The organism is Shewanella sp. GJ50-10, assembly GCF_055808815.1.
Window position 1 is genome coordinate 2,637,150 of sequence record NZ_JBVVSS010000001.1, and the last position, 21,217, is coordinate 2,658,366.

Genomic DNA, 21,217 nt, shown 5'->3' on the forward strand with positions numbered 1-21,217 from the left:
TTTTTGAACCATGTAGAAACTAGAATAGAAGGAAATTTCAAATGTTCCACAAGGTGCTGATAAGCTCAATGCTCATACTTACTACTGGCTGTGCAGCAAGTATTTCAACCAATAATTCTGATAAATTGAGCAAAAACGTTTTGGGGACGTACCTCAATTATGATGGTTTTGGTAACAATACTCATATAGTGCTAAATGATGACGGAAGCTATCAGTCTTCACTTGAAGGAAAAATTGGAATTTATGGTTTTTCATCAGGTAGTTGGTCTGAGAATGAAAGTGTTATTTCGTTTTTACCGAATGAAGAATCAGGTGTATTGAGAAGCTCTTTGAAACAAATGGTTATATTAAACAAAAAAAATGGAGTTTCACTAGTACCGACTCAAAAAATTGAACAACACAATCAATTAATGGCTGATTTTGGAAAGTCGACATACTCTTTTACTCGCAGCAGCATTTAATAAAGAAAGCAACCCATGCCTACCTACAAGGAAGCACCGTAGGCGAGATTTACTTTTTCCATAAACCCATCTTGGTACATGCTGTTTAATGCATTCACCAGTGCCTCATGTTTATCGTTGCTCAAGGTTTTATTACAGGCCATCGCCCGCAAAGATGTATGAAAAATGAGTTCAGGCTCCCCTAATTTAATTTTAGACTGTCTCATTAAGGCTTGTGCACTAATCAATTCTGCAGCCCAAAGGTCGATGCGATTCCTTTCAAGCTTTTTGATATTTAATGCATCATCATTAGTAACCTGAACTTGATAGCGAAATGATGTTAAATATTCACTGATCCCACTTCCTAAATAAGTACCAATAGATAACGACTTCGCATCCTGAAGCGTCACTAGAGGCATTGTTTGACTCTTAGCACTGAATAAACCGTAGCGCGAGATTAAAACTGGCCCAACCCACCGGTAATCACTTTCTTTTTGTTGAGTGCGTACAATAGGTAATACACACACATTGTGACTTCTTTTCGTCATCGTTAACCCACGTTTTAATGGATTAAAAACCACCTTATATTCAAGTTCTGCTCGCGAAAACAGTTCATCGATAACTTCAATTATCATCCCTTGGTGTTTGGTATCTGTTTGTTCAGCAAACGGTACGTGTTGATAGGTGTAAACTGTAATTTCAGAAGCAAAAACCTTATGGGATACTAAAACACTCGCAAGTATCATAAACCCACATAGCACGCCCCCTAACATCTGAGAATAATTTTGTTTATTACCAAGCATTGATAGCCTCCTCAAAAGGTAACGTTTTACCTTTAACTTCATTTGGCATCATCGCTTTTGGTGCACCAGATTTATTCAACCAAATCGAGGGATTAATCTTTTTATTCACTTTAGGGCCACATGTTAAATCTTGCTCTTGTAATTCAAGTAAATGACTATCAATTTGTTCAGCTAACGCATTCATTCCATCCGTTACTGATACCTTGCCTTCAATAATGAGGCTAATAGCTTGCCACCAATACCCCGCCATACCTTGATAGTCGGGTACATTGGTGCCGGTAGGCGTCCAAACGTTTCTAGCGTGACTTCGATAGAACTCAACTAAACCACCTAAAAATGGCGCTTTCTTTGTCATGTAGTCAGAATCTATATCCGATTGACGTATAGGTGTTGAACCAACTAGGGTTTTCTTTAATGAAACCGTTTTAGAGACAACAAATTGGGCGTATAACCAAGCAGCAATTTGATTGCTATCAGGTGTGTGACTTAAGAAAGTCCAAGCTCCTGTATCTTGGTAGCCTGATTTCATGCCTTTTTGCCAGTATTTACCCACAGGAGATGGAGCTACGCGCCATTTGGGGGTGCCATCTTGATTCATCACCGCCAAGCCTTGTTTAGTAAAGTCAGGGACAAATGCGGTATACCAAAATATTTGTTGGGCGATATTGCCTTTTGCTGCCCAATCACCAGATTCAGAGAAAGTTAACTGCTGCGCTTCAGGCGGCGCATACTTGATTAGCCACTCTTTATACTTTTCTATAGCGTATATCGCAGCAGGGCTATTTAAGGCCCCTCCTCGCTCTACACTCGCACCCACAGGGTGACAATCTTCAACACGAATGCCCCATTCATCAACTGGCAAGCCGTTCGGGAGCCCTTTATCACCGACACCAGCCATCGAAAGCCAAGCATCAGAAATTCGCCAGCCTAATGAAGGGTCTGACTTGGCATAATCCATATGACCATATATTTTAATACCGTCTATTTCGTTAATATCGACAGTAAAAAATTGCGCGATATCTTCATAGGCTTGCCAATTTTGTGGCACACCTAATGGATAACCATATTTGGTTTCGAACAATTTTTGATAATCCGCATTGGCAAACCAGTCACTTCGATACCAGTACAAATTGGCAAATTGTTGATCGGGTAATTGATATATTTTTCCATCTGGGCCAGTGGTAAAAGCAAGGCCGATGAAGTCATTTAAATCTAGAGATGGCAGCGTATAAGCTTTTGCTTGGTTATTTATGAGTTCAGTAATTGAAATGACATGTTGTTGCCTAAAATGGCTGCCAATGAGATCGCTATCGCTGATATAAGCATCATATAGACGTTGACCTGTCATAATTTGTGCAGAAAACTTTTTAATCACATCGTCTTCATTGGTTAACTCATGAATGACATGGATACCAGTAATATCGTAAAAAGCTTTCGCTAAAATATTGGCTTCATATTGATGGGTATTTATTCGCTCAGAAACAACTCTTATGGTCATGCCTTTAAAAGGTTGCGCTTTTGTCTGAAACCAGTTCAACTCTTTCAATTGCTGGGATACTGATAAAGTGGAAGGTTGAAATTCAGACTCAAGCCACTTCATCAATAGATCATTTGAATATTTAAGTTCGGTTGTTGGTGGTATTTCTTGGGAATCAACGTCCAAAATACTGTTATCAGCAGAGGGTTTATCAATTAATACTTTTGAATTTAGCTCTTTTAAATAAGATAAGTTTTCACCAGCAACAACTACGGTAGGCAAAGTAAGGCTTAAAGTCACCATAATCCAGAGCACAACTAGATTGAGGTAAAGTAATTTTTTAATGTCGTTATATATTAAATTTAATTTCTGCATGCATCCTGCTTCAGTGCCGTTTAAAACAAACCAGCCAAATTAAGTCTCTATAACTGCTAAAAATTATATATATTTAATATAGCCTCATTAGTGACAAAAAGGCCAGCTTACGCTGACCTTTTATATAACATATTGACTAAAGTCTACACGACTTTACCAAACAGGAAGTATTAGAAACCTTCCACTCCAGCCATGTCAGGTAATTGATGTGCAATACCCTTGTGACAATCGATACAGGTTTTCTCACCACTGGCAAGCGAAGTTGAATGCATCGCTGATGCACGCTTAGATTGGCGAGTAAAATCCATGTAATCAAAGTTATGACAATTACGACACTCTAAAGAGTCGTTTGCCTTTAACCGTTCCCATTCGTGCTCCGCTAACTCTCGACGTTTACCTTCAAACTTTTCGCGCGTGTTAATGGTGCCAAACACTTTGCCCCAAACTTCTTTAGAAGCCTGCATTTTACGGGCAATTTTATCCGTCCAGTTATGTGGAACATGACAATCAGGACAAGTTGCACGTACACCACTTCGGTTAGTAAAGTGAATTGTGGTTTTTAACTCTTCATAAACGTTATTTTCCATCTCATGACAGCTAATACAGAACGCTTCTGTATTTGAAACAGACAAGGCAGTGTTAAATCCACCCCAAAAAATAACCCCAGCGACAAAGCCACCTAATGTAAGAAAACCCAGACTATAGTGAACACTTGGGCGGCGTATCACCTTCCAAATCACTTTTAGATTTTCTAATATTTTTGCAATCATACAGGCTCCTAGTGCTCAGTTTTAGCAGGATTTTTCATTAACTCTTTTACGTCAACGAAATCATTTTCCACCAGTAACTTGGCATCTAATTGAGATACATGGCATTGAGTACAGTAATAACGGCGAGGCGATAATGAAGCCAAAAAGTTATTCTCTCTATCCATATAATGCGTCACACTCACCATAGGAGCTTGTGAGTGACCTGTACTATTACGTGCATGACACTGCATACATTTATTCACTTTTAAATCAATCTGGTAACCGTCGATGCGATGCGGAATAATCGGCGGTTGCATTGGATAGTTACGCACTTGTTTTACGTCTGAGTTAATCACCTTCTGCATTGCAGGCGGCGTTGGTTCAACATCAATTGGAGCTAAACGTAATGTCGCTACTTTATCTGCTGGTACAGTTGCCGCCATTAAACTAAAAGAGAAGCCCAATAACGCAATCATTGATAAAATTTTACGTGCTTTCATGGTCGTTCTCCTTAGGCTTTGACAATCTTAACCGCACACTTTTTAAAGTCAGTTTGCTTTGACAAAGGATCTGTCGCATCAAGTGTGACCTTATTAATCAGCTGGCTAGCATCAAACCATGGCACGAAAACCAATCCAATCGGTGGTTTATTACGACCGCGAGTTTCAACGCGAGTTTTGATTTCACCACGACGTGAAATGACTTTCACTTCATCACCTCGGCGTAATCCACGCTTTTTAGCATCATCAGGATGCATAAAACACACTGCATCAGGGAAGGCTTTATAAAGCTCTGGTACACGTTGTGTCATCGAGCCTGAGTGCCAATGCTCTAAAACACGACCAGTTGATAACCAAATATCAAACTCTTCATCTGGCACTTCTGGTGCTGGCTCATAAGGCAAGGCAAAAATAATCGCTTTACCGTCTGGTTTACCATAAAACTCAAAGCCTTTACCCGCTTTCACATAAGGATCTGCTCCTTCGCGATAACGCCATTTAGTCTCTTTACCGTCAACAACAGGCCAACGTAAACCATGCTCAGTATGATAAACATCAAAATCAGCTAAATCATGACCATGACCACGGCCAAATTGAGCGTACTCTTCAAATAAACCTTTTTGAACATAGAAACCAAAATGCTTCGCTTCATTGTTCATAAATTTAGGGTCAGCATCACTTAGCGGGAACTTTTCAACATTACCGTTTTGGTAAAGCACTTCAAATAATGTTTTACCTTTAAACTGCGGATTTGCATCAAGGACTTCTTTTGACCAAACTTCGTCAGTAGTAAAACGCTTTGAGAACTCCATCAACTGCCATAAGTCAGACATTGACTCGCCAGGTGCTTGCACCATTTGATGCCAAAATTGAGTACGACGTTCAGCATTACCATAGGCGCCTTCTTTTTCTACCCACATTGCTGAAGGGAGAATCAAGTCACCCGCTTGAGTAGTAACCGTTGGATAGGCATCAGATACAACAATAAAGTTGTCAGGATTACGGTAGCCCGGTAAACCTTCTTCATTCATGTTAGCTGCAGCTTGCATGTTGTTATTCACTTGAACCCAATAACAGTTCAAGTCACCATCTTTGAGGCGGCGGTTTTGCTCAACAGCATGGTAGCCAGGTTTAGGCGGAATAATACCACTTGGGATATTCCAAATTTCTTCAGCAAGTTTACGATGCTTAGGGTTGGTAACCACCATATCTGCCGGTAGACGATGTGAGAAAGTACCTACTTCACGAGCGGTACCACATGCTGATGGTTGACCTGTTAACGAGAAAGGACTGTTACCCGGAGTTGAAATCTTACCCACTAATAAGTGAATGTTATAAATCAGGTTGTTACACCATACGCCGCGGGTATGTTGGTTAAAGCCCATGGTCCAGAATGAAGTGACTTTCTTTTTAGGATCTGCATATAACTCAGCCAATTCAATTAATTTATGCTCTGGAACACCTGATAGTTTACTAACACTTTCAACATCATAATCAGCAACAAATTTCTTGAACTCTTCAAAATCTATTGGAGTAGAATCACCAGCAGTGCCAACATTTTTGGCTTTTTTCTGCAACGGATGCGATGCACGTAAACCATAACCAATGTCCGTTTCACCTTTACGGAAATTAACATGTTTACTGATAAAGTCTTTATCAACTTTGTCGTTTTGAATGATGTAGTTAGCAATAAAGTTAAGCATTGCTAAATCAGTTTGCGGCGTGAATACAATCGGCAAATCAGCTAAATCAAATGAGCGATGTTGGAACGTCGACAATACCGCCACTTTTACATGAGGTGCGCTTAAGCGACGGTCAGTCACACGAGTCCAAAGAATAGGATGCATTTCTGCCATATTTGAGCCCCACAATACAAAAGCGTCAGCCGCTTCCATATCATCGTAACAGCCCATTGGCTCATCAATACCAAAGGTACGCATGAAGCCACCTACCGCAGAAGCCATACAATGACGTGCGTTAGGGTCAATATTGTTTGAACCGAATCCCGCTTTCATCAGTTTAACTGCAGCGTAGCCTTCCCAAACTGTCCACTGGCCAGAACCAAACATACCAACAGCCGTTGGGCCTTTAGCTTTAATGGTTTTCTTCCACTTTTCAGCCATGGTATCGAAAGCCATATCCCAGCTAACTGGAGTGAACTCACCGTTTTTATCGTACTTGCCATTTGTCATACGTAACATTGGCGTTTGTAAACGATCGCGGCCATACATGATTTTTGATAAGAAGTAGCCTTTAACACAATTTAAACCACGGTTTACTTCACTTTTAGCATCACCATGAGTAGCAACCACCTTACCGTCTCTCGTAGCGACGATGACTGAACAACCTGTACCGCAAAAACGACAAGGTGCTTTATTCCACTCTAATTTTGTTTGCTCCGAGCTAGTGATTAGGTTACTCGCTGATGCGGGTAAAGCCATGCCAGCAACGCCAGCTGCTGCAATAGCAGCATTGGCTTTCATAAACTCACGTCTGTTCATACTCATTCTTCACCCTCTTCTAGCTCTTCGCTTTGGTGATAAACCATAGTGGCAGTTAACACACCTGGGATTGCATTAATGGTAGAGATATCATCCATTAAAGAGCGCTGTGTTGGCCCCTCAATCACCACTACAATTTTCATTTCGTTATTCACTGATAATTCAGCATTTTCCATCGCCATTATTTTCTGACGTACTTCAGCCATTTGCTCAGGTTGAACTTGGACAATTAGACTGGTTACATGGATTTCTTTTTTGCTCATCGACACTTATTCTCTATTATTTATTTTTGTTAATTGAAACTAACCAGCACCAGGGGGGCCTGAAAGGATTTGACTGAACCAAATGGTAAAACCGAGCGCACTAACTAACAGTGCAGATAAGATTGGTGCTAAAAAAACCGTTAAGAATATGAAAATTTTAAATTCTAGGCTTTTTTCACGTTGCAGATCTGTACTCATGGAGCCTCCTGCAGAGGGATATAAAGAAAGTAATGTAACTTAGTTGTTACCTACTAAGAATTGCGAGAATTTTATCTTTAATCAAAGACTAAACTATATACTCACAAATTGGTAAAACGAATCTTTGTTGATCTGGATCATAAAAACACACTAAACAGTTGCTCTATATAGATTTCTGTTTGACTTAATTAACTCAACTGTATATCGACGTCAAAATGACTTACAAAAATAAAACAAGCTAATATCGCTTTTAATACCTAAGTATATATAGCCTCTTAGCCAAAAGTTATCAACTTGTTAACCGACCCTTTGCACCATTATGATCTAAGCAAAACTTCGAAGACTTTTAAAATCTATCCATTCAAAACTAAATACAACTTTGCTTTATTTTGATAAACAAACAAAAAAGCACAATTGAATTTATATTCAATTGTGCTAAATAATTGATATTGACTGCTAGAACTGCTGTTTAGCTTCTTAGTTTATATCGCAATACTTTTAATGACTTTTGCTTGTCGATATCAGCAAATACTGGCGGGTTATCAATACGTTCAATAAACTCAAGAATAGGCGCTGTTTCAGTGACTTGTTTCTTCAAAAAATCACAACCTAATTCAGGCGCATTCAAACACAGTAGCACTTCTCCCTGCTCTGCTAACAACTCTGGTAGTCTACGTAATAGTCTTACGTAGTCTTTAGTTGCCACAAAACTGCCTTTTTGATTACTTGGTGGATCGGCAACAATTAAATCATAAGGGCCTAATTTAGTCAGCTTGCCCCAAGACCTAAATATGTCATGGCCAAGAAAACGTGCTCCAGATTCAAACCCATTCAAAAGGTGGTTTTGCTTACCAATACTCAGTGCGCCTTTACTCATATCCATATTAACGACTTCAGTCGCGCCGCCTTGCAAACCGACCACAGAAAAAGCACAGGTATATGCAAAAAGATTGAGTACTTTTTTATCCTTTGCATGGCCTTTAACCCATCGGCGACCGTTGGCCATGTCCAAAAAAATACCATGATTTTGGCCACGTAAAAGGTGCACTAAAAAATCTGCACCATTTTCTGTGACGATGTGTTTTTCAGGTACTTCACCTGACACAATCTCAGTGACAGTTTTACCCGCGTTGCGGTATTGGAATACAAGGTTAAGATCTAATTCATTGTGGTTTACTTGCCATACTTCAGCGATTGCGTCAGTTAAAGTAAGACGCTCAGCTTCTGATAATTCTTTAAAACTGGTTAATAATAGTACTGGCTTAAACCAATCTAAACAAAGGTGTTCAAAACTTTCAAAACGACCACCTCTACCATGAAATACACGGCAAAGTTCATCGGTTAATTGTACTTGGGCAAGCGCTTGCCCAAGAGGAAAATCATCACTCACTAGATTCATTTTTTTACTTTCACAAATTAATAATTAAGTTATTGAAGCAACATTTACGCTTTATCAACTGTACTTGCTTCCTCAGCCTCAGGTTGTTGAAGTTTATCGGCTTCATCAGGAATTTCGTCAGACAATAAAATGGCGAACCATTTTCCACCCTCACTGGACTCAAGGGCAATTTTTACAATCATAGTTAACGGTACAGATAACAGCATACCGACCGAGCCCAATAACCAGCCCCAGAAGATTAATGATAAGAACACCACTAAGGTAGATAAGCCTAGCCCACGGCCCATAAATCTTGGTTCAACCACATTACCCATCACAGTGTTAGTACCAAGGTATAATAGTGCGGTAAAACCAGCAGCCCCAGGCCCCATTTGAATAAAGGCCAATAAAACAGCTGGAATCGCAGCAATGATAGAACCAATGTTAGGAATAAAATTAAACAAAAAAGCAATAACAGCCCAAAGCAAAGCGTAATCAACCCCAATAATCGATAGCCCAACACCAATGATAATAGCCGTCGCGATACTGACCAGTGTTTTGATTACCATATATTGGTTTACTGAGTGCAAAAACTTATCGATTTGCTTTAAACGCATATCTGGATCATCAAGCGCTAAATGAAACTTTTTGGGTAAAGATTGCGCTTCAAATAACATGAAAATAATAGTCAAAATAATTAAGAACAAGTTGGCCATCACATTACCTAGGCCAGACAACATATTGGTTGTCATGCTTAGCGCCATTCCTGGGTCAAAATATTCCAACACTTTATCTTTTGAAATATTGATATTTAAACCATTGAGCTTTTCGAGTATCCAAGAAAATTGCTCAATCAACTGTTGACGATAAAATGGCATTTGTTGGGAAAACTCGTTTATCGAACTACCAACAAGACTAGCTAACCAAAGTCCCATCATCACAATAAACATCATCAATAATATGACCGATAACCATTTAGGTACTCTGTAGCGGGTCATAAATTGAATTGCTGGATTACACACTACGGCTAAGAATGCTGATAATACAAATGGCACTACAATGGGGCTGGCTGTTTTTATACCCGCTAAAATAACGACTAAACAAGCCATAATGGCAAAACCACGTAACGCCATTGATGAAGAATTACCGCCACTCATATTTAAATCCCTTTGTTGTTGCTGAAATTATCGGATACATAGTTACTTTTTATTTGAGCGTTAACTTGAATAATGCTCTCTCACCATCAATGTACTAAAGCAAATGAACGCCGATGATTATAAATTTTATAAATTTTATAAATTCGAACATTAATCTAGAATTAAACTAGCACAATAAGAATAACTTACGCATTATACTCGTTATCTATTGAGTATGAATGGCTATATTAAGGCTATTTAATTAAATATTAGCGCAACTTTAGCAAGATTAAGCTGAATCTGAGCTAAACAGGCTTACAGGAAAGTACAAACCAATCGCTTAAGAAGAAACATTCAGCAATAGTCAAAGCCAAAATTCCATTATCTTGAATTTGGATGCTTTCAATTGGGTTAAGTTGATCTTATGCCTGTTATCACTCGTACTGATTATTAATGAATGACTTAAACCGTTTCTCAAGACCGCTTTAAACAAAGTAACCACAAAATGGTGAGAATATGAATATATTAATGACTGGCGCAACAGGATTTGTCGGACAGCAATTAGTCGCATTGCTAAGCCAGCAATCTCATCAACTTACCATTGTGACACGTAATGTTTCACATGCAGCCCAAGTGTTGGGGTCAAAACATCAGTACATTGATAACCTTACTAAACTAGATAACTTAAATGATTTTGACACTGTTATTAATCTTGCCGGTGAACCTATTGTCGGTAAACGATGGAGCAATCAACAAAAGCAACGTATTTGCGATAGTCGCTGGGATATCACTGCAATGTTGACTCAATTGATCAAACAAAGTGACACGCCACCAGCAAGCTTTATTAGTGCATCTGCAATTGGATATTATGGACGCCAAGGAAGCACACCCGTGGATGAAGACAGCCAAGCCCATAATGAATTTAGCCACCAAGTATGCAGTGAATGGGAACACCTTGCCCTTAAAGCGCAATCAGAAACCACTCGTGTTTGCGTACTTAGAATTGGCATAGTGTTAGGTAAGAATGGTGGCGCACTGGCTAAAATGCTACCTCCTTTCAAGCTCGGTCTTGGCGGGCCAATCGGTAAAGGATTACACGGTGTTAGCTGGATACATATTGACGATTTGACTCATTTAATTGAGCATTTAATGATAACTAATGACGCTCAAGGCATATTTAATGCTACAGCGCCAAACCCGGTTAATCATAAACGGTTTGCTGAATCGATTGGCTCAAGCTTAAATCGCCCTGCATGTATTCCAACGCCCGTAATCGCTCTAAAACTTGCAATGGGTGAGATGGCTGATTTGATTGTAGAAGGTCAATTTGTATTGCCTAAACGCACCTTGGCCTCAGGGTTTAATTTCAAGTACCTGGAAATTAATCCTGCGTTAGATTCTATTCTAAAAGCTTAAAAACCACTCAATAGCCAACAAACAAATAAGGGCTCAAGATTATTAATAATCTTGAGCCCTTTTCTTAGTTTTTTGGTTTTTTTAACTAGCTTACCCTGAGTTTAAGCTTTACTAATTGTGATCGAATTTATTCAACTTTGATTATTGATTTACTAAACTCGTTGTTGTTGCAATAAACCAATCGTATCGCTTGGGAAGTGGCCGAAACTTCTTACGGATCATATATAAAGGCTCTTTCACTTGGTGCTTTAAATTGGCTACCGAAATCAAATCAGGCTGATTAAAACTGTTTACTGCGAACTCAGGCAATACTGTAAAACCGAGCCCCTTGGCCACTGGTAATAAGATTTGATTCAACTGATTCACATAACTTGCAGTAGGAATAGCGCTGGCCTGTTCATCGCTATAATTACTACTAATTAATTGCTGCAGGTAATGCATTGCATCGGGATGAGAAATCAATCCAAGTGATGTTAATTGCTCAAAACTCATATCCTTACCCTGGAATTTGGCAGGTACTATCAAGCATAAATTGTCATCACCAATAGGATTTACTTCAAGTTCCGGATTTGACACAAATTGGGTCACAATACCGATATCAATATCGTTGTTTATCACTTGATCAATAATGCGTTTATTTGGCGCAGCTTCAACAGACACCGACAATTGCGGATGTTGAATTTGATAATCGATAAAGTGCGGGTATAGCCACATTGCCAGTGAACCTGAACAAGCAAAACGGCAATCGCCTACGTAAGGAGAATCTAGCTGAATATCACTGAGCAATTGTTCCTGCTGCTTCAATAATTGCTCTCCGTATTGTTGCAGCTGAATACCAGCATCTGTTAGCTCAAATCGTTTACCAAATCGCTGAATAAGCTGTACGTTAAGCTGTTGCTCTAACTTTTGTACGTGCTGACTGACACCAGGTTGTGTCATAAACAGCTGCTCTGCTGTTTGGGTAAAATGGCCTATTTCGGCAAGCTTTAAAAAGGTAGTTAACCATTTTTGATTTATCATAAAAGCGCTACTCAGCATTACAAATAATTAGACTTATACCTCTACTATAACAATAAATTATTAAAATGAGAGAGCTTAATAACAAGAATTGGTCATAGTTACTAATTAGTGGTCTTTTGAAACAAAAATGCCGTTAAGCAGGCTTAACGGCATTTCAAATATTCAAACTACATAAATAAGCGTCTAAAACAGATATGCAAATAGCTTCCGCATCATTAATAATAAAAGCAAACGGTACAACTTAAGCCTTAGAGCTACTCACCAAAGCTGTATTGCCTTTTTATCTCAACCACCTCAACCGTATAAGAGCTATACCATTTGTCTTTACCTAGCTTCTGCGCGACAGCATGCTTAGCATCTTGATGCCAACGTTTAATATCCTCTTCGCTATGCCAGTAAGAAATAGCAATCTCTTGTTTGCCCTCAGCAACAGCAATAAAGTCGACACAGCCATACTGGTCAAATGCCAAATCGCGCATTATGGCAACCGTATCGACATAGTGTTGATCTTGGTTGCCGACTTTCGCTTTGAAAATAACGGCGAACATGTCTAACTCCTTTTAAACTCGCTTATTTCATAAAAAGGATATTATCCTGCTTTTAATAAATCACTACAGGACTGATTAAGTAATTGACGACAGCGCCACATGCCTAAAAAGGCTACCACAGCAGCGCCTGCCAACGGTGCAATGCCCCACCATGGCCAATGCATATAAACCACTAATTCAAACACTTGAGTTTTAAGCATATATAGCGCGAACTCAGCCACAATGACCGCGAGAATACCCGCAATAGCGCCAAGTAAAGCAAACTCAAGGCCAGTCGCTGAACGTAGTAACCAACCTGATGCACCAAAAGTACGTAACACAGCGAGTTCACGCTGCCTTGTCGCCATACCCGCTTCTGTTTGTGCTATCAGTACTAATGCACTTGCCAATAAGACCAAAGCTAAAACCAGCGATAACGATAATGATACTTGCTCAATAATCTGTCGTAACTGCCCCACCATAGCACCAACATCAATCACAGAAATTGTTGGGAACTGTTGGATTAATTGCAATACCACAGCATTTGCAGTTAAGTCACTGCCGTTGGCTTTTAAGTCTTCATCATTAAGATGAAAGCTTGCCATAGAAGTATACGAAAACGGCTCAAGTGCTTTAGGCTTAAATATCATGAAGAAATTTGGCTGGAGCGTTTCCCACTGAACCTGCCTAAAACTGGTCACTTTTACGCTAAAGCTCTGGTTATCGATGCTAAACGTCATAGTATCGTTTAACGACAATCCTAAGCGATCAGCCACTTCGGCTTCAACAGAGACCTCATCATCAGCTTGGTTAAATGTCCCAGCGGTGATTTTATTATTAGGTGGCAGTGTTTCTCGGTAAGTTAAATTTAACTCTCGTGAAATACCCACTCGCCCTTCGGCACCATCTTTCTCTTCTTGACGTGAAATTAATTCTTCATCGTTAATATGCGTTAAACGGCCACGGATCACTGGATAAATGTCGGTTGCGATGATCTTATTGCTATCAAGAAAATCATCCAATGGCTTAGTATCTTCAGGAGCAATATTCACTAAGAAATAGTTAGGTGCATCTTCAGGCAATTGCTTTTGCCATTCATTGAGCAAATCTTGTCTTAGCGCCAAAATAGTTAATAACAACACTAGCGCACTACTAAAACCGACTAGCTGCACAGCATTTTGTCTTGCGCGTCTACGAAGACCTGCCAATGCTAATTGGAATGGGTTGGTGGTTTTCATGCCGACGCTATGACCTAAACGGATCATTGCAAAGCCTAAAATACTCAGCAATACACCCAGCAATAACACCGCCAGTACAACAGTCATGGTTAAGGCAATACTGCGAGAATACAAATATCCTAATAACGCCATTGCGCCAAGACTGAGTAACAAATGTAGCCACATGCCAAACTGCAAACCTTCAAGCTGTCTTTGTAGCACTCTTAAAGGCGGAATCGCCAATAAGCGCATTAATGGATACGCAGAGAACATGAAAGCACTGATTAAGCCGGTACTAACACCTAGCAGTAAAGGCCGTGAATATGGCGGTGAATAGGCAGCGATTTCGGCAGGTAAAAATTGGTTAATGCCTAAATCAAGTAATAAGCCCCCCAATAACCCCAACACAATACCGACAAGCGTCACCAGCATTAAATGAATACCAAATAAGGTTCGAATTTGCTTAGAAGATGCGCCGAATGTTTTAAGCATCGCCACTACATCATAATGTCTTTGACAATATCGCTGCGCCGCAATACCAATTGCAGCGCAAGCTAATGCAATACCTAACAAGCTTGCAAGTAACAAAAAGCGCTCGGCTCTCTGCACCGCTGAAGCAATTGGTGAATCACCAGATTGCACATCAGTCCAACGCTGGCTGTTATTCAGCAATGGTTTTGCTTTAGCTTCAAACTCAGTTAAAGCTTGGGCTTCACCGGCAAATTGGTACACATAGCTTACGCGGCTACCGGGTTGAATAATCCCAGTAGCTTCAACATCATCTAAACGCATTAATAGCACAGGAGATGAAGCAAAAGGGTTAAAACCAGCATCGGGTAAGCGACTTATTTCAGCGGATAAATTCAGCTCAGTATTACCAAGTTCCAATGTATCTGGATACCCCAGTAATCCGCCTAATCTGTTTTCATACCAAGCTTGTCCCGTTGTAGGTAAAGTTTGAGTAATTCCAGAAGACAGTTCAATTTCACCTCGAAGCGGATAACCATCTCCAACAGCCTTTATCGTCACCAACTGAAACTTATCGCCCGAATACACCATCGAATTAAATTTCATATTACTGACATGCAGAATATCGAGATTTTCAGCTAATGTGAGTACTTGCTTATCTATGGGCACTGGCGAATCAATTATACGATCGGCAGCTATAAAACTAGCCGCCTCACCATTAATCGCAACTTGTAAGCGCTCGCTGACACGGGCAAGTCCACTGACTGACAACACCGCTAAGGTTATCGCCAATACAATCAGTAATAACTGACCTTGCATTAATTCACGTTTAAATAAACGCCATGCTAATTGTAATTCCATTAACACGCCTCCTCTGAGACGTTTTGTCTTTCTTCGGCACTAACTGAAGGTTCAGATAAGTGACCGTTTTCCATCACTAACTGCCTTTTGCATCGCTTAGCCAGCTCTAAATCATGTGTCACTAATACCAATGTGGTGTCGCTTTCTTGGTTTAACGCAAACAGCATATCAGCAATTTTATCACCGTTAGCACTGTCTAAATTACCTGTCGGCTCATCAGCAAATAACACTTTAGGCTCGCAGATGAAAGCTCGCGCGATGGCAACGCGTTGTTGCTCACCACCAGATAACTGTTTCGGTAGATGAGTTAAACGATGAGATAAGCCAACGCGATCTAGCATGCTTTCCGCTTTCTCACGGGCATTTTGTACTCCGGCAAGTTCAGCTGGTAGCATGACGTTTTCAAGCGCTGTTAAAGTATCAACCAACATAAAAGACTGGAAAATAAAGCTGACTTTTTGTTTTCTCAGTGCAGCTTTTTGTTCTTCGTTGAGTCCAGACAGTGCTTGTCCATCAAGCAATATCTCACCCGATGTTGGCGTATCAAGCGCTGCGAGCAATCCCAGTAACGTAGACTTGCCAGATCCTGATGGACCAAGGATCGCAACACTGTCTCCCTGCTTGACATCCATATTAATGCCATTGAGGATAGTAAGCTCTCCCTCTTGGGTCACCACAGTTTTATTGAGGTTAGTAACGTTAATGGCACTTGAATTATTTGCAAAATTAGTCGACATACGATCCTTCTTATTTTTACCAGCTAAACGCCTGCTTACTGCGGCGGTTATGTTTGTTGTTTCAACAATGTTTATTTCAACATCTAGCTATGCTGCCACGATTTTGATCTTAGGTGATAGTCTAAGTGCGGGATATGGCATGTCGGAAGAGCAAGGTTGGGTACAATTGTTACGAGACCAATACCCTGAACATGACATTATCAACGGCTCTGTTAGTGGCGAAACCACTGCTGGTGGTTTACGTAGACTCCCGAGTTTATTGACTTCTAGCGAGATTGAACTCGTTGTTGTTGAACTCGGAGGTAATGATGGATTACGCGGTTTCCCACCTAATCAACTGAAATCAAATCTTACAAAAATCATTAACTTGTCACAAGACAGTGGCGCTAATGTCCTTCTCACTGAAATTATGGTGCCACCTAATTACGGTCCAAGATACACTAAAATGTTCAATGATGTTTATCATGATCTCGCTGATGATTTTGATATTCCGTTAGCACCTTTTTTTATGATGGAAATCGCAGCAAACCCTGATTTAATGCAACGCGATGGCATCCATCCAAATCAAGATGCTCAACCTAAAATTACGCAATGGATGCAGCCCTGGATCATCGATGCATTAAAAAAGTAACCAAGGTTAAAATATTTCATTAATAAAGATAAAAAAGTAATTTTAATTTAAGCTTTACCAATTAAACTGTACCAAAATGGATTTGTTTTAAACGCAAAAAGTACCAATTTACTGTGACGATTTATCAAAGCAATTTACGAAAGCGCATTTCATAAAATAGCTTTCATACACACGTAATTGGTAAAACCCTATGACTAAAAGGAAAAATTATGTCCGTCAGTCGTCAAAAGAAAGCTTATTTACCGACAGCAACGCGTAAAAACCAGTACATCACCGTTGGATTCACGTTAACCGATGAGTTATTAGCGTCATACAGTGATTTGGATAATTGTTACCAAGAATTCAGTAAACTTGTTTACAAAATTGCTGATAAACATGACCTATTTAATGTTCATGTTGTTGCTAACGACAAGCTGCCTATGGTTCGTTACCATAATGAAGCTTATTGCCTCACCACCGAAGAACAACTTCGTTTCTTTTATAATCCTGCTCATCATGAAGCCAATCGTCTTCACACGCTTCCAGGTTACCGTGCAAAAAAATTAAAAGTAGTTTTCCTTGCAACAGGTACAGAACTTCGCAGTCACTCTGCTGAGTTCCATGCAAAAATTCAAAGCTTTTTAGCTGAAATTAAGCCGCTATTACCGATTAGTGATATCCCGACAAAAATTCGAGACCATCAGCATATTTCTTACGACTTTTTTGCCAAAGCAAAAGGCCTCAAAGAGACTTATGGTTATAAACTTCGCGCTGTAGACAGCCGTTACAAGCGCCGTGAATGCGACCTACCAGAATCGGTTAGTGCGCTAAATTATGTGACAGTTAGCTTACCAATGGGTCGCCGTATTAAACAGCAACTTGCTGCTGAAAACGCCACTAGCTTTGGCGAGAAATACCAAAGAGTGGCTGATCACTTTGTTAAAGCTACTGCAGCCAATAAGCTAAATCGAGTTGCTATGATTGCTAACGGCAAAGTCCCCCTAGTTCGTAACAGTAAATACGAACAGCTCGATAGTACCGCTGAGTTCCAGATGGTCGGTTTCGACCCTAGTGATACAGCCCCAGCACCCATTTTTCATTGGGATGACACTAAGCTCGCTGAAGCGATTCGTTTTGTTATCGTTGCATCTAAAGCAGATCAACATGATGAAAGTTATGGCCGCTTTATGAGCCAAGTTGATGATGCAATTCGCCAATTTACTAATCAATTTGATATCGATAAGGAACATATCGATGTCATCGTGCGTTTCCATCAGCATTTAAGCTATAAAGCCTAATTCTGGCTGGTACTCAAAACTTTAAAACGACAGCAAATGCTGTCGTTTTTTACGTCTTTTCTTCACCTCTGCACTGACTCTAGCAATCAATAAACTCATCTTAAACATCCGCTATTTTGATTTAATTCAGATATACCCCAAAAGCATATGTTATGTAAATGTGGCCAGATTTCACATTGATTAACAATTATCAAACAAGGCATGTTGGACAACATACGAATTAAATCGTATCCACTCCACTGGCGGAACCTAACGGAGTAGGAATGAAATAATAATAAGCAGGAGATGCTATGTTCAACAAGAAAATGCCTTGGCTGGTGCCTACCCTTGTAGCAACAGCTGTCACAATGAGTTTAAGCGGTTGTGGTTCAGATGATGACGACACAACCATAACTGAAACCCCACCAGTTGTTCAGCCCCCTGCAGAAACCGGCCCTACCTTTCCTGAAGGTGCCATCATGGTTGAAGCTGGTGAAAACCTCACCATGAGTATTCAAGAAGCATTAATCAATGCTCAAAGTAATGATGTCATTGTTCTCCCAAAAGGGAATTTCAAAATTGAATCGACATTACTGTTTGATGGTGATGTGGACGGTGATGGCGTGTTTTCTAAAAACGTGACCATTATGGGTTACGGGCAAGATGAAACCGTACTCGATTTCTCTGAAGCCAACTCTGGTGACGGTATTTTCGTCCAAAATGCAGTCAATATTATCATTCAAGACCTGTCGGTTAATGAAGCAAAAAATAACGGTATTAAGCTTAAAAATACTAACGGCATTATCTTAAGAAGGCTGGCAACCATTTGGGAGGGTGAACTCGATAAAGATAATGGGGCTTACGGTCTTTACCCTGTTGAATGTGAAAATATCCTAATTGAAGATACCTATGTACGCGGTAGCGCTGACGCCGGTATTTATGTGGGTCAATCAGAATATATTGTTGTTCGTCGTAATATTGCTAAGGAGAACGTCGCAGGTATTGAAATTGAAAACTCTAAATATGCTGATGTATATGACAATGAAGCTGTAGGCAATACAGGTGGCGTATTAGTATTTGATTTACCGATTAATAACCAAAGATATGGTTCAAGTGTTCGTGTCTTTAATAATAAAATTCACAGTAACAACACCAAAAACTTCGCCAATGGTTCATCTAATCCTGGTGGTGTCCACATTGTCCCTCCTGGGACTGGTGTCATTATTCTTTCTACCGATGATGTTGAAGTATTCAACAATGACATTAGTAACCATGACAGCTTAGCGGTTGCTATAACCAGTTTCTTCGTGGCAGAAAGAGATATAAGTACGTTTGTTGCTAACTACGCCCAACCAGGGCAAGCCATTAGTGATGGCTGGCGAGCAACACCAAGAAATATTCATGTCCATGACAATAACATTAGTGATTACGGTCAAAAGCCTAATGGTCATTTGATTGATGACATTATTAAAGCCTACGTACTCACTCATGGGAAAATGCCAGGTATTATTTACGATGGCTTAGGTGAAGCATTATCCAATAATGGCACTGCGGCTTATCTCGGTTTACAAGAATTACCATTTGCAGAAGACGGCAGTGATAACACTTGTATAATCAATAATGGCGATGTCAGTGTGGGACGTCTTTATGCCAACTCCAATACAGATCAAAATCTACCTGAAGCATTGTTACAAGCTCCTCAAGAAGATCTTTTAGCTTGTTCACAAGTCAGTTTACCGGTTCATACCGTCACTTTTGGTGATGAAATATTCGGTTGTGGTGTGGATGATGAAACAGAAGGTTGTGATGGCGGCATCTTAGTTGGTGGTGGTGGATCGATTGGCGAAGGTGAAGGTGGCCTTGAGGGTGATGGCGATTTAAGTCTATGTGAAGCAACTGGAGATAATGTCAGCTGGGATGCGTTATTAAAAGCAAACTGCCCTAACCTGTCAGATTATAACCTGTTTGCCGACATGGCTAACCCAACAGCAGCGCCAAACTCTAATGGTCTACCTTACGATCTCAATACTCCATTATTTACCGACCATGCCAGTAAATATCGCTTTGTGTACTTACCAGAAGGCACTAAAGCTGATTACACAGAAAATGAATCATTTGATTTTCCTGTCGGTACAGTGATCAGTAAAACATTTGCACTACCAGAAGATACCAACGCACGCGGTTTCGCAAATGAAGATTTAATTGAAACCCGACTATTAATCCATCGTGAAACAGGTTGGAGTGCACTGCCTTATGTATGGAAAGCGGATAAATCGGATGCTGTACTGGCAAAAGCTGGGGCGATTCAGGGGAAACAAGTCACTCATAAAGGCGAAATGCTTAATTTTGATTATGTCGTTCCAAGCATGAATCAATGTAAGCAATGTCATCAATTCAAACCTGATGCCGATAGTAACGCGGTGTTTATGCCAATTGGGCCTAAAGCCCGACATTTAAACCGTGACTATGCCTACGTTGATGGCAGTATGAATCAGCTAACCAAATGGCAAGCTGCTGGTATTTTACAAGGATTACCAACCTTGTCAGACGTTGACATGGTGCCTGAGTATCAAGATGGTGATGAAGTAAACATTACTTCAATGTCTGATACTGAGTTAATGGCAGCCGCTAAAGGCTATTTAGATATTAACTGTGCTCATTGTCATCGCCCAGAAGGTAATGCATCCAATACAGGCTTAAAGCTTGAATATTGGCGCAGTTATGATGAAGATGCTGGTTTCTCTCATGGTACGTGTAAGTCACCTGTGGCTTATGGTGGTGGCACCTTAGGTTATGATGTTGTGCCAGGTAACCCTGAGGAGTCGATTTTACACTTCCGTATGGAAAGTAACGACCCTGGCGATAGAATGCCTGAAATTGGTCGCAGTCTATCTCATGATGAAGGTGTAGCCTTAATCAGCGAATGGATTAAGCGATTACCAGCGGCGTCTTGTTCTTAAAACGCCTTTAATAAGAGGATGGACTTAGGTTCATCCTCTTTTACTTTTCTTAGCTAAAAACACTTAGCCAGTTTTATCATTCTTAATTTTTCTTTGTTCTTTTTTGTTGTTTATCAAAATGAAAGCAGGATACCGCCAATGTCTTATCTCTTCCATTTCAAAGCCCGTTTTTTTAAACAGACTCTACTGAATCAGAAGGTATTAAATAGAGGAGTTTTAAATCAAAGATATTTGAATCAGACTTTATGGACAAAGAGTGAATGTAAAAAGAGTGTATGGACAAAGAGCCTGTTAATCATTTCCC

At 40.0% G+C, this 21,217-nt stretch carries 18 protein-coding genes; 5 read left to right on the forward strand and 13 right to left on the reverse strand.

Annotation, left to right across the window (positions count from 1 at the left end; translation table 11 throughout):
* The first annotated feature begins 41 nt into the window (after window positions 1-41).
* The gene (locus AC0L4E_RS11040; RefSeq protein ID WP_473679219.1) at window positions 42-461 is read left to right on the forward strand and encodes a hypothetical protein; all 420 of its coding nucleotides are present in this window, start codon (window positions 42-44) and stop codon (window positions 459-461) included.
* A gap of 23 nt (window positions 462-484) precedes the next feature.
* On the opposite strand, the gene AC0L4E_RS11045 is transcribed toward AC0L4E_RS11040, so the two are convergent.
* The 9 genes from AC0L4E_RS11045 to AC0L4E_RS11085 all read right to left on the reverse strand — a co-directional run bounded on the left by AC0L4E_RS11045 (window position 485) and on the right by AC0L4E_RS11085 (window position 9,841).
* Window positions 485-1,243 (reverse strand): substrate-binding periplasmic protein, encoded by a 759-nt coding sequence (locus AC0L4E_RS11045; RefSeq protein WP_473679220.1) that lies wholly within the window; start codon window positions 1,241-1,243, stop codon window positions 485-487.
* Window positions 1,233-2,843 carry an ABC transporter substrate-binding protein gene (locus AC0L4E_RS11050; protein WP_473681616.1) on the reverse strand — a complete coding sequence of 537 codons (1,611 nt, stop codon included), beginning with the start codon at window positions 2,841-2,843 and terminating at the stop codon, window positions 1,233-1,235. Before AC0L4E_RS11050 ends, AC0L4E_RS11045 begins: the two co-directional genes overlap by 11 nt.
* 422 nt (window positions 2,844-3,265) lie before the next feature.
* Window positions 3,266-3,853: a cytochrome c3 family protein gene (locus AC0L4E_RS11055; RefSeq protein WP_473681618.1), complete on the reverse strand. Its 588-nt coding sequence runs from the start codon at window positions 3,851-3,853 to the stop codon at window positions 3,266-3,268.
* A 20-nt stretch (window positions 3,854-3,873) separates the two neighbouring features.
* Window positions 3,874-4,344 (reverse strand): nitrate reductase cytochrome c-type subunit, encoded by a 471-nt coding sequence (locus tag AC0L4E_RS11060; RefSeq protein ID WP_473679221.1) that lies wholly within the window; start codon window positions 4,342-4,344, stop codon window positions 3,874-3,876.
* 11 nt (window positions 4,345-4,355) lie between these two features.
* Window positions 4,356-6,845: a nitrate reductase catalytic subunit NapA gene (gene napA, locus AC0L4E_RS11065; RefSeq protein WP_473681620.1), complete on the reverse strand. Its 2,490-nt coding sequence runs from the start codon at window positions 6,843-6,845 to the stop codon at window positions 4,356-4,358.
* A gap of 2 nt (window positions 6,846-6,847) precedes the next feature.
* Window positions 6,848-7,108 (reverse strand): chaperone NapD, encoded by a 261-nt coding sequence (locus tag AC0L4E_RS11070; protein ID WP_153913658.1) that lies wholly within the window; start codon window positions 7,106-7,108, stop codon window positions 6,848-6,850.
* A gap of 39 nt (window positions 7,109-7,147) precedes the next feature.
* Window positions 7,148-7,306 carry a periplasmic nitrate reductase, NapE protein gene (locus AC0L4E_RS11075; RefSeq protein ID WP_220754848.1) on the reverse strand — a complete coding sequence of 53 codons (159 nt, stop codon included), beginning with the start codon at window positions 7,304-7,306 and terminating at the stop codon, window positions 7,148-7,150.
* Between the two features lie 469 nt (window positions 7,307-7,775).
* Window positions 7,776-8,705, reverse strand: coding sequence for a class I SAM-dependent methyltransferase (locus tag AC0L4E_RS11080; protein ID WP_473679222.1), 930 nt, complete (start codon window positions 8,703-8,705; stop codon window positions 7,776-7,778).
* 44 nt (window positions 8,706-8,749) lie between these two features.
* On the reverse strand, window positions 8,750-9,841 hold the full coding sequence (locus AC0L4E_RS11085; RefSeq protein ID WP_473679223.1) for an AI-2E family transporter: 1,092 nt from the start codon (window positions 9,839-9,841) through the stop codon (window positions 8,750-8,752).
* A 495-nt stretch (window positions 9,842-10,336) separates the two neighbouring features.
* Here AC0L4E_RS11085 and AC0L4E_RS11090 point away from each other — a divergent pair, with 495 nt between their 5' ends.
* On the forward strand, window positions 10,337-11,236 hold the full coding sequence (locus tag AC0L4E_RS11090) for a TIGR01777 family oxidoreductase (RefSeq protein WP_473679224.1): 900 nt from the start codon (window positions 10,337-10,339) through the stop codon (window positions 11,234-11,236).
* 141 nt (window positions 11,237-11,377) lie between these two features.
* On the opposite strand, the gene AC0L4E_RS11095 is transcribed toward AC0L4E_RS11090, so the two are convergent.
* From AC0L4E_RS11095 to AC0L4E_RS11110, 4 genes are all read right to left on the reverse strand, one after another.
* Entirely contained in the window at window positions 11,378-12,256 is an 879-nt protein-coding gene (locus tag AC0L4E_RS11095) for a LysR family transcriptional regulator (protein ID WP_473679225.1), read from the reverse strand.
* A 254-nt stretch (window positions 12,257-12,510) separates the two neighbouring features.
* On the reverse strand, window positions 12,511-12,804 hold the full coding sequence (locus AC0L4E_RS11100) for an antibiotic biosynthesis monooxygenase family protein (protein WP_473679226.1): 294 nt from the start codon (window positions 12,802-12,804) through the stop codon (window positions 12,511-12,513).
* A gap of 41 nt (window positions 12,805-12,845) precedes the next feature.
* On the reverse strand, window positions 12,846-15,329 hold the full coding sequence (locus tag AC0L4E_RS11105; RefSeq protein WP_473679227.1) for an ABC transporter permease: 2,484 nt from the start codon (window positions 15,327-15,329) through the stop codon (window positions 12,846-12,848).
* Window positions 15,329-16,066 carry an ABC transporter ATP-binding protein gene (locus AC0L4E_RS11110; protein WP_473679228.1) on the reverse strand — a complete coding sequence of 246 codons (738 nt, stop codon included), beginning with the start codon at window positions 16,064-16,066 and terminating at the stop codon, window positions 15,329-15,331. Before AC0L4E_RS11110 ends, AC0L4E_RS11105 begins: the two co-directional genes overlap by 1 nt.
* A gap of 49 nt (window positions 16,067-16,115) precedes the next feature.
* Between AC0L4E_RS11110 and AC0L4E_RS11115 the strand changes: the two genes are divergently transcribed.
* From AC0L4E_RS11115 to AC0L4E_RS11125, 3 genes are all read left to right on the forward strand, one after another.
* Window positions 16,116-16,697: an arylesterase gene (locus AC0L4E_RS11115; protein WP_473681622.1), complete on the forward strand. Its 582-nt coding sequence runs from the start codon at window positions 16,116-16,118 to the stop codon at window positions 16,695-16,697.
* 209 nt (window positions 16,698-16,906) lie between these two features.
* Window positions 16,907-17,974 (forward strand): DUF3083 family protein, encoded by a 1,068-nt coding sequence (locus AC0L4E_RS11120; RefSeq protein WP_473679229.1) that lies wholly within the window; start codon window positions 16,907-16,909, stop codon window positions 17,972-17,974.
* A gap of 290 nt (window positions 17,975-18,264) precedes the next feature.
* Complete coding sequence (locus AC0L4E_RS11125; RefSeq protein ID WP_473679230.1) at window positions 18,265-20,913, forward strand: SO2930 family diheme c-type cytochrome; 2,649 nt, start codon at window positions 18,265-18,267, stop codon at window positions 20,911-20,913.
* The last annotated feature ends 304 nt before the right edge of the window (window positions 20,914-21,217 follow it).

What these genes read in the sequence shown, in the direction of transcription:
- AC0L4E_RS11050 (WP_473681616.1), bottom strand. Translation starts at nt 2,843, where the DNA reads ATGAAGTGGCTTGAGTCTGAATTTCAACCTTCCACTTTATCAGTATCC.
- AC0L4E_RS11085 (WP_473679223.1), bottom strand. Translation starts at nt 9,841, where the DNA reads ATGAGTGGCGGTAATTCTTCATCAATGGCGTTACGTGGTTTTGCCATT.
- AC0L4E_RS11090 (WP_473679224.1), top strand. Translation starts at nt 10,337, where the DNA reads ATGAATATATTAATGACTGGCGCAACAGGATTTGTCGGACAGCAATTA.
- AC0L4E_RS11125 (WP_473679230.1), top strand. Translation starts at nt 18,265, where the DNA reads ATGTTCAACAAGAAAATGCCTTGGCTGGTGCCTACCCTTGTAGCAACA.
- AC0L4E_RS11100 (WP_473679226.1), bottom strand. Translation starts at nt 12,804, where the DNA reads ATGTTCGCCGTTATTTTCAAAGCGAAAGTCGGCAACCAAGATCAACAC.
- AC0L4E_RS11095 (WP_473679225.1), bottom strand. Translation starts at nt 12,256, where the DNA reads ATGATAAATCAAAAATGGTTAACTACCTTTTTAAAGCTTGCCGAAATA.
- AC0L4E_RS11105 (WP_473679227.1), bottom strand. Translation starts at nt 15,329, where the DNA reads ATGGAATTACAATTAGCATGGCGTTTATTTAAACGTGAATTAATGCAA.
- AC0L4E_RS11120 (WP_473679229.1), top strand. Translation starts at nt 16,907, where the DNA reads ATGTCCGTCAGTCGTCAAAAGAAAGCTTATTTACCGACAGCAACGCGT.
- AC0L4E_RS11075 (WP_220754848.1), bottom strand. Translation starts at nt 7,306, where the DNA reads ATGAGTACAGATCTGCAACGTGAAAAAAGCCTAGAATTTAAAATTTTC.
- AC0L4E_RS11045 (WP_473679220.1), bottom strand. Translation starts at nt 1,243, where the DNA reads ATGCTTGGTAATAAACAAAATTATTCTCAGATGTTAGGGGGCGTGCTA.
- napA (WP_473681620.1), bottom strand. Translation starts at nt 6,845, where the DNA reads ATGAACAGACGTGAGTTTATGAAAGCCAATGCTGCTATTGCAGCAGCT.
- AC0L4E_RS11115 (WP_473681622.1), top strand. Translation starts at nt 16,116, where the DNA reads ATGTTTGTTGTTTCAACAATGTTTATTTCAACATCTAGCTATGCTGCC.
- AC0L4E_RS11040 (WP_473679219.1), top strand. Translation starts at nt 42, where the DNA reads ATGTTCCACAAGGTGCTGATAAGCTCAATGCTCATACTTACTACTGGC.
- AC0L4E_RS11110 (WP_473679228.1), bottom strand. Translation starts at nt 16,066, where the DNA reads ATGTCGACTAATTTTGCAAATAATTCAAGTGCCATTAACGTTACTAAC.
- AC0L4E_RS11060 (WP_473679221.1), bottom strand. Translation starts at nt 4,344, where the DNA reads ATGAAAGCACGTAAAATTTTATCAATGATTGCGTTATTGGGCTTCTCT.
- AC0L4E_RS11080 (WP_473679222.1), bottom strand. Translation starts at nt 8,705, where the DNA reads ATGAATCTAGTGAGTGATGATTTTCCTCTTGGGCAAGCGCTTGCCCAA.
- AC0L4E_RS11070 (WP_153913658.1), bottom strand. Translation starts at nt 7,108, where the DNA reads ATGAGCAAAAAAGAAATCCATGTAACCAGTCTAATTGTCCAAGTTCAA.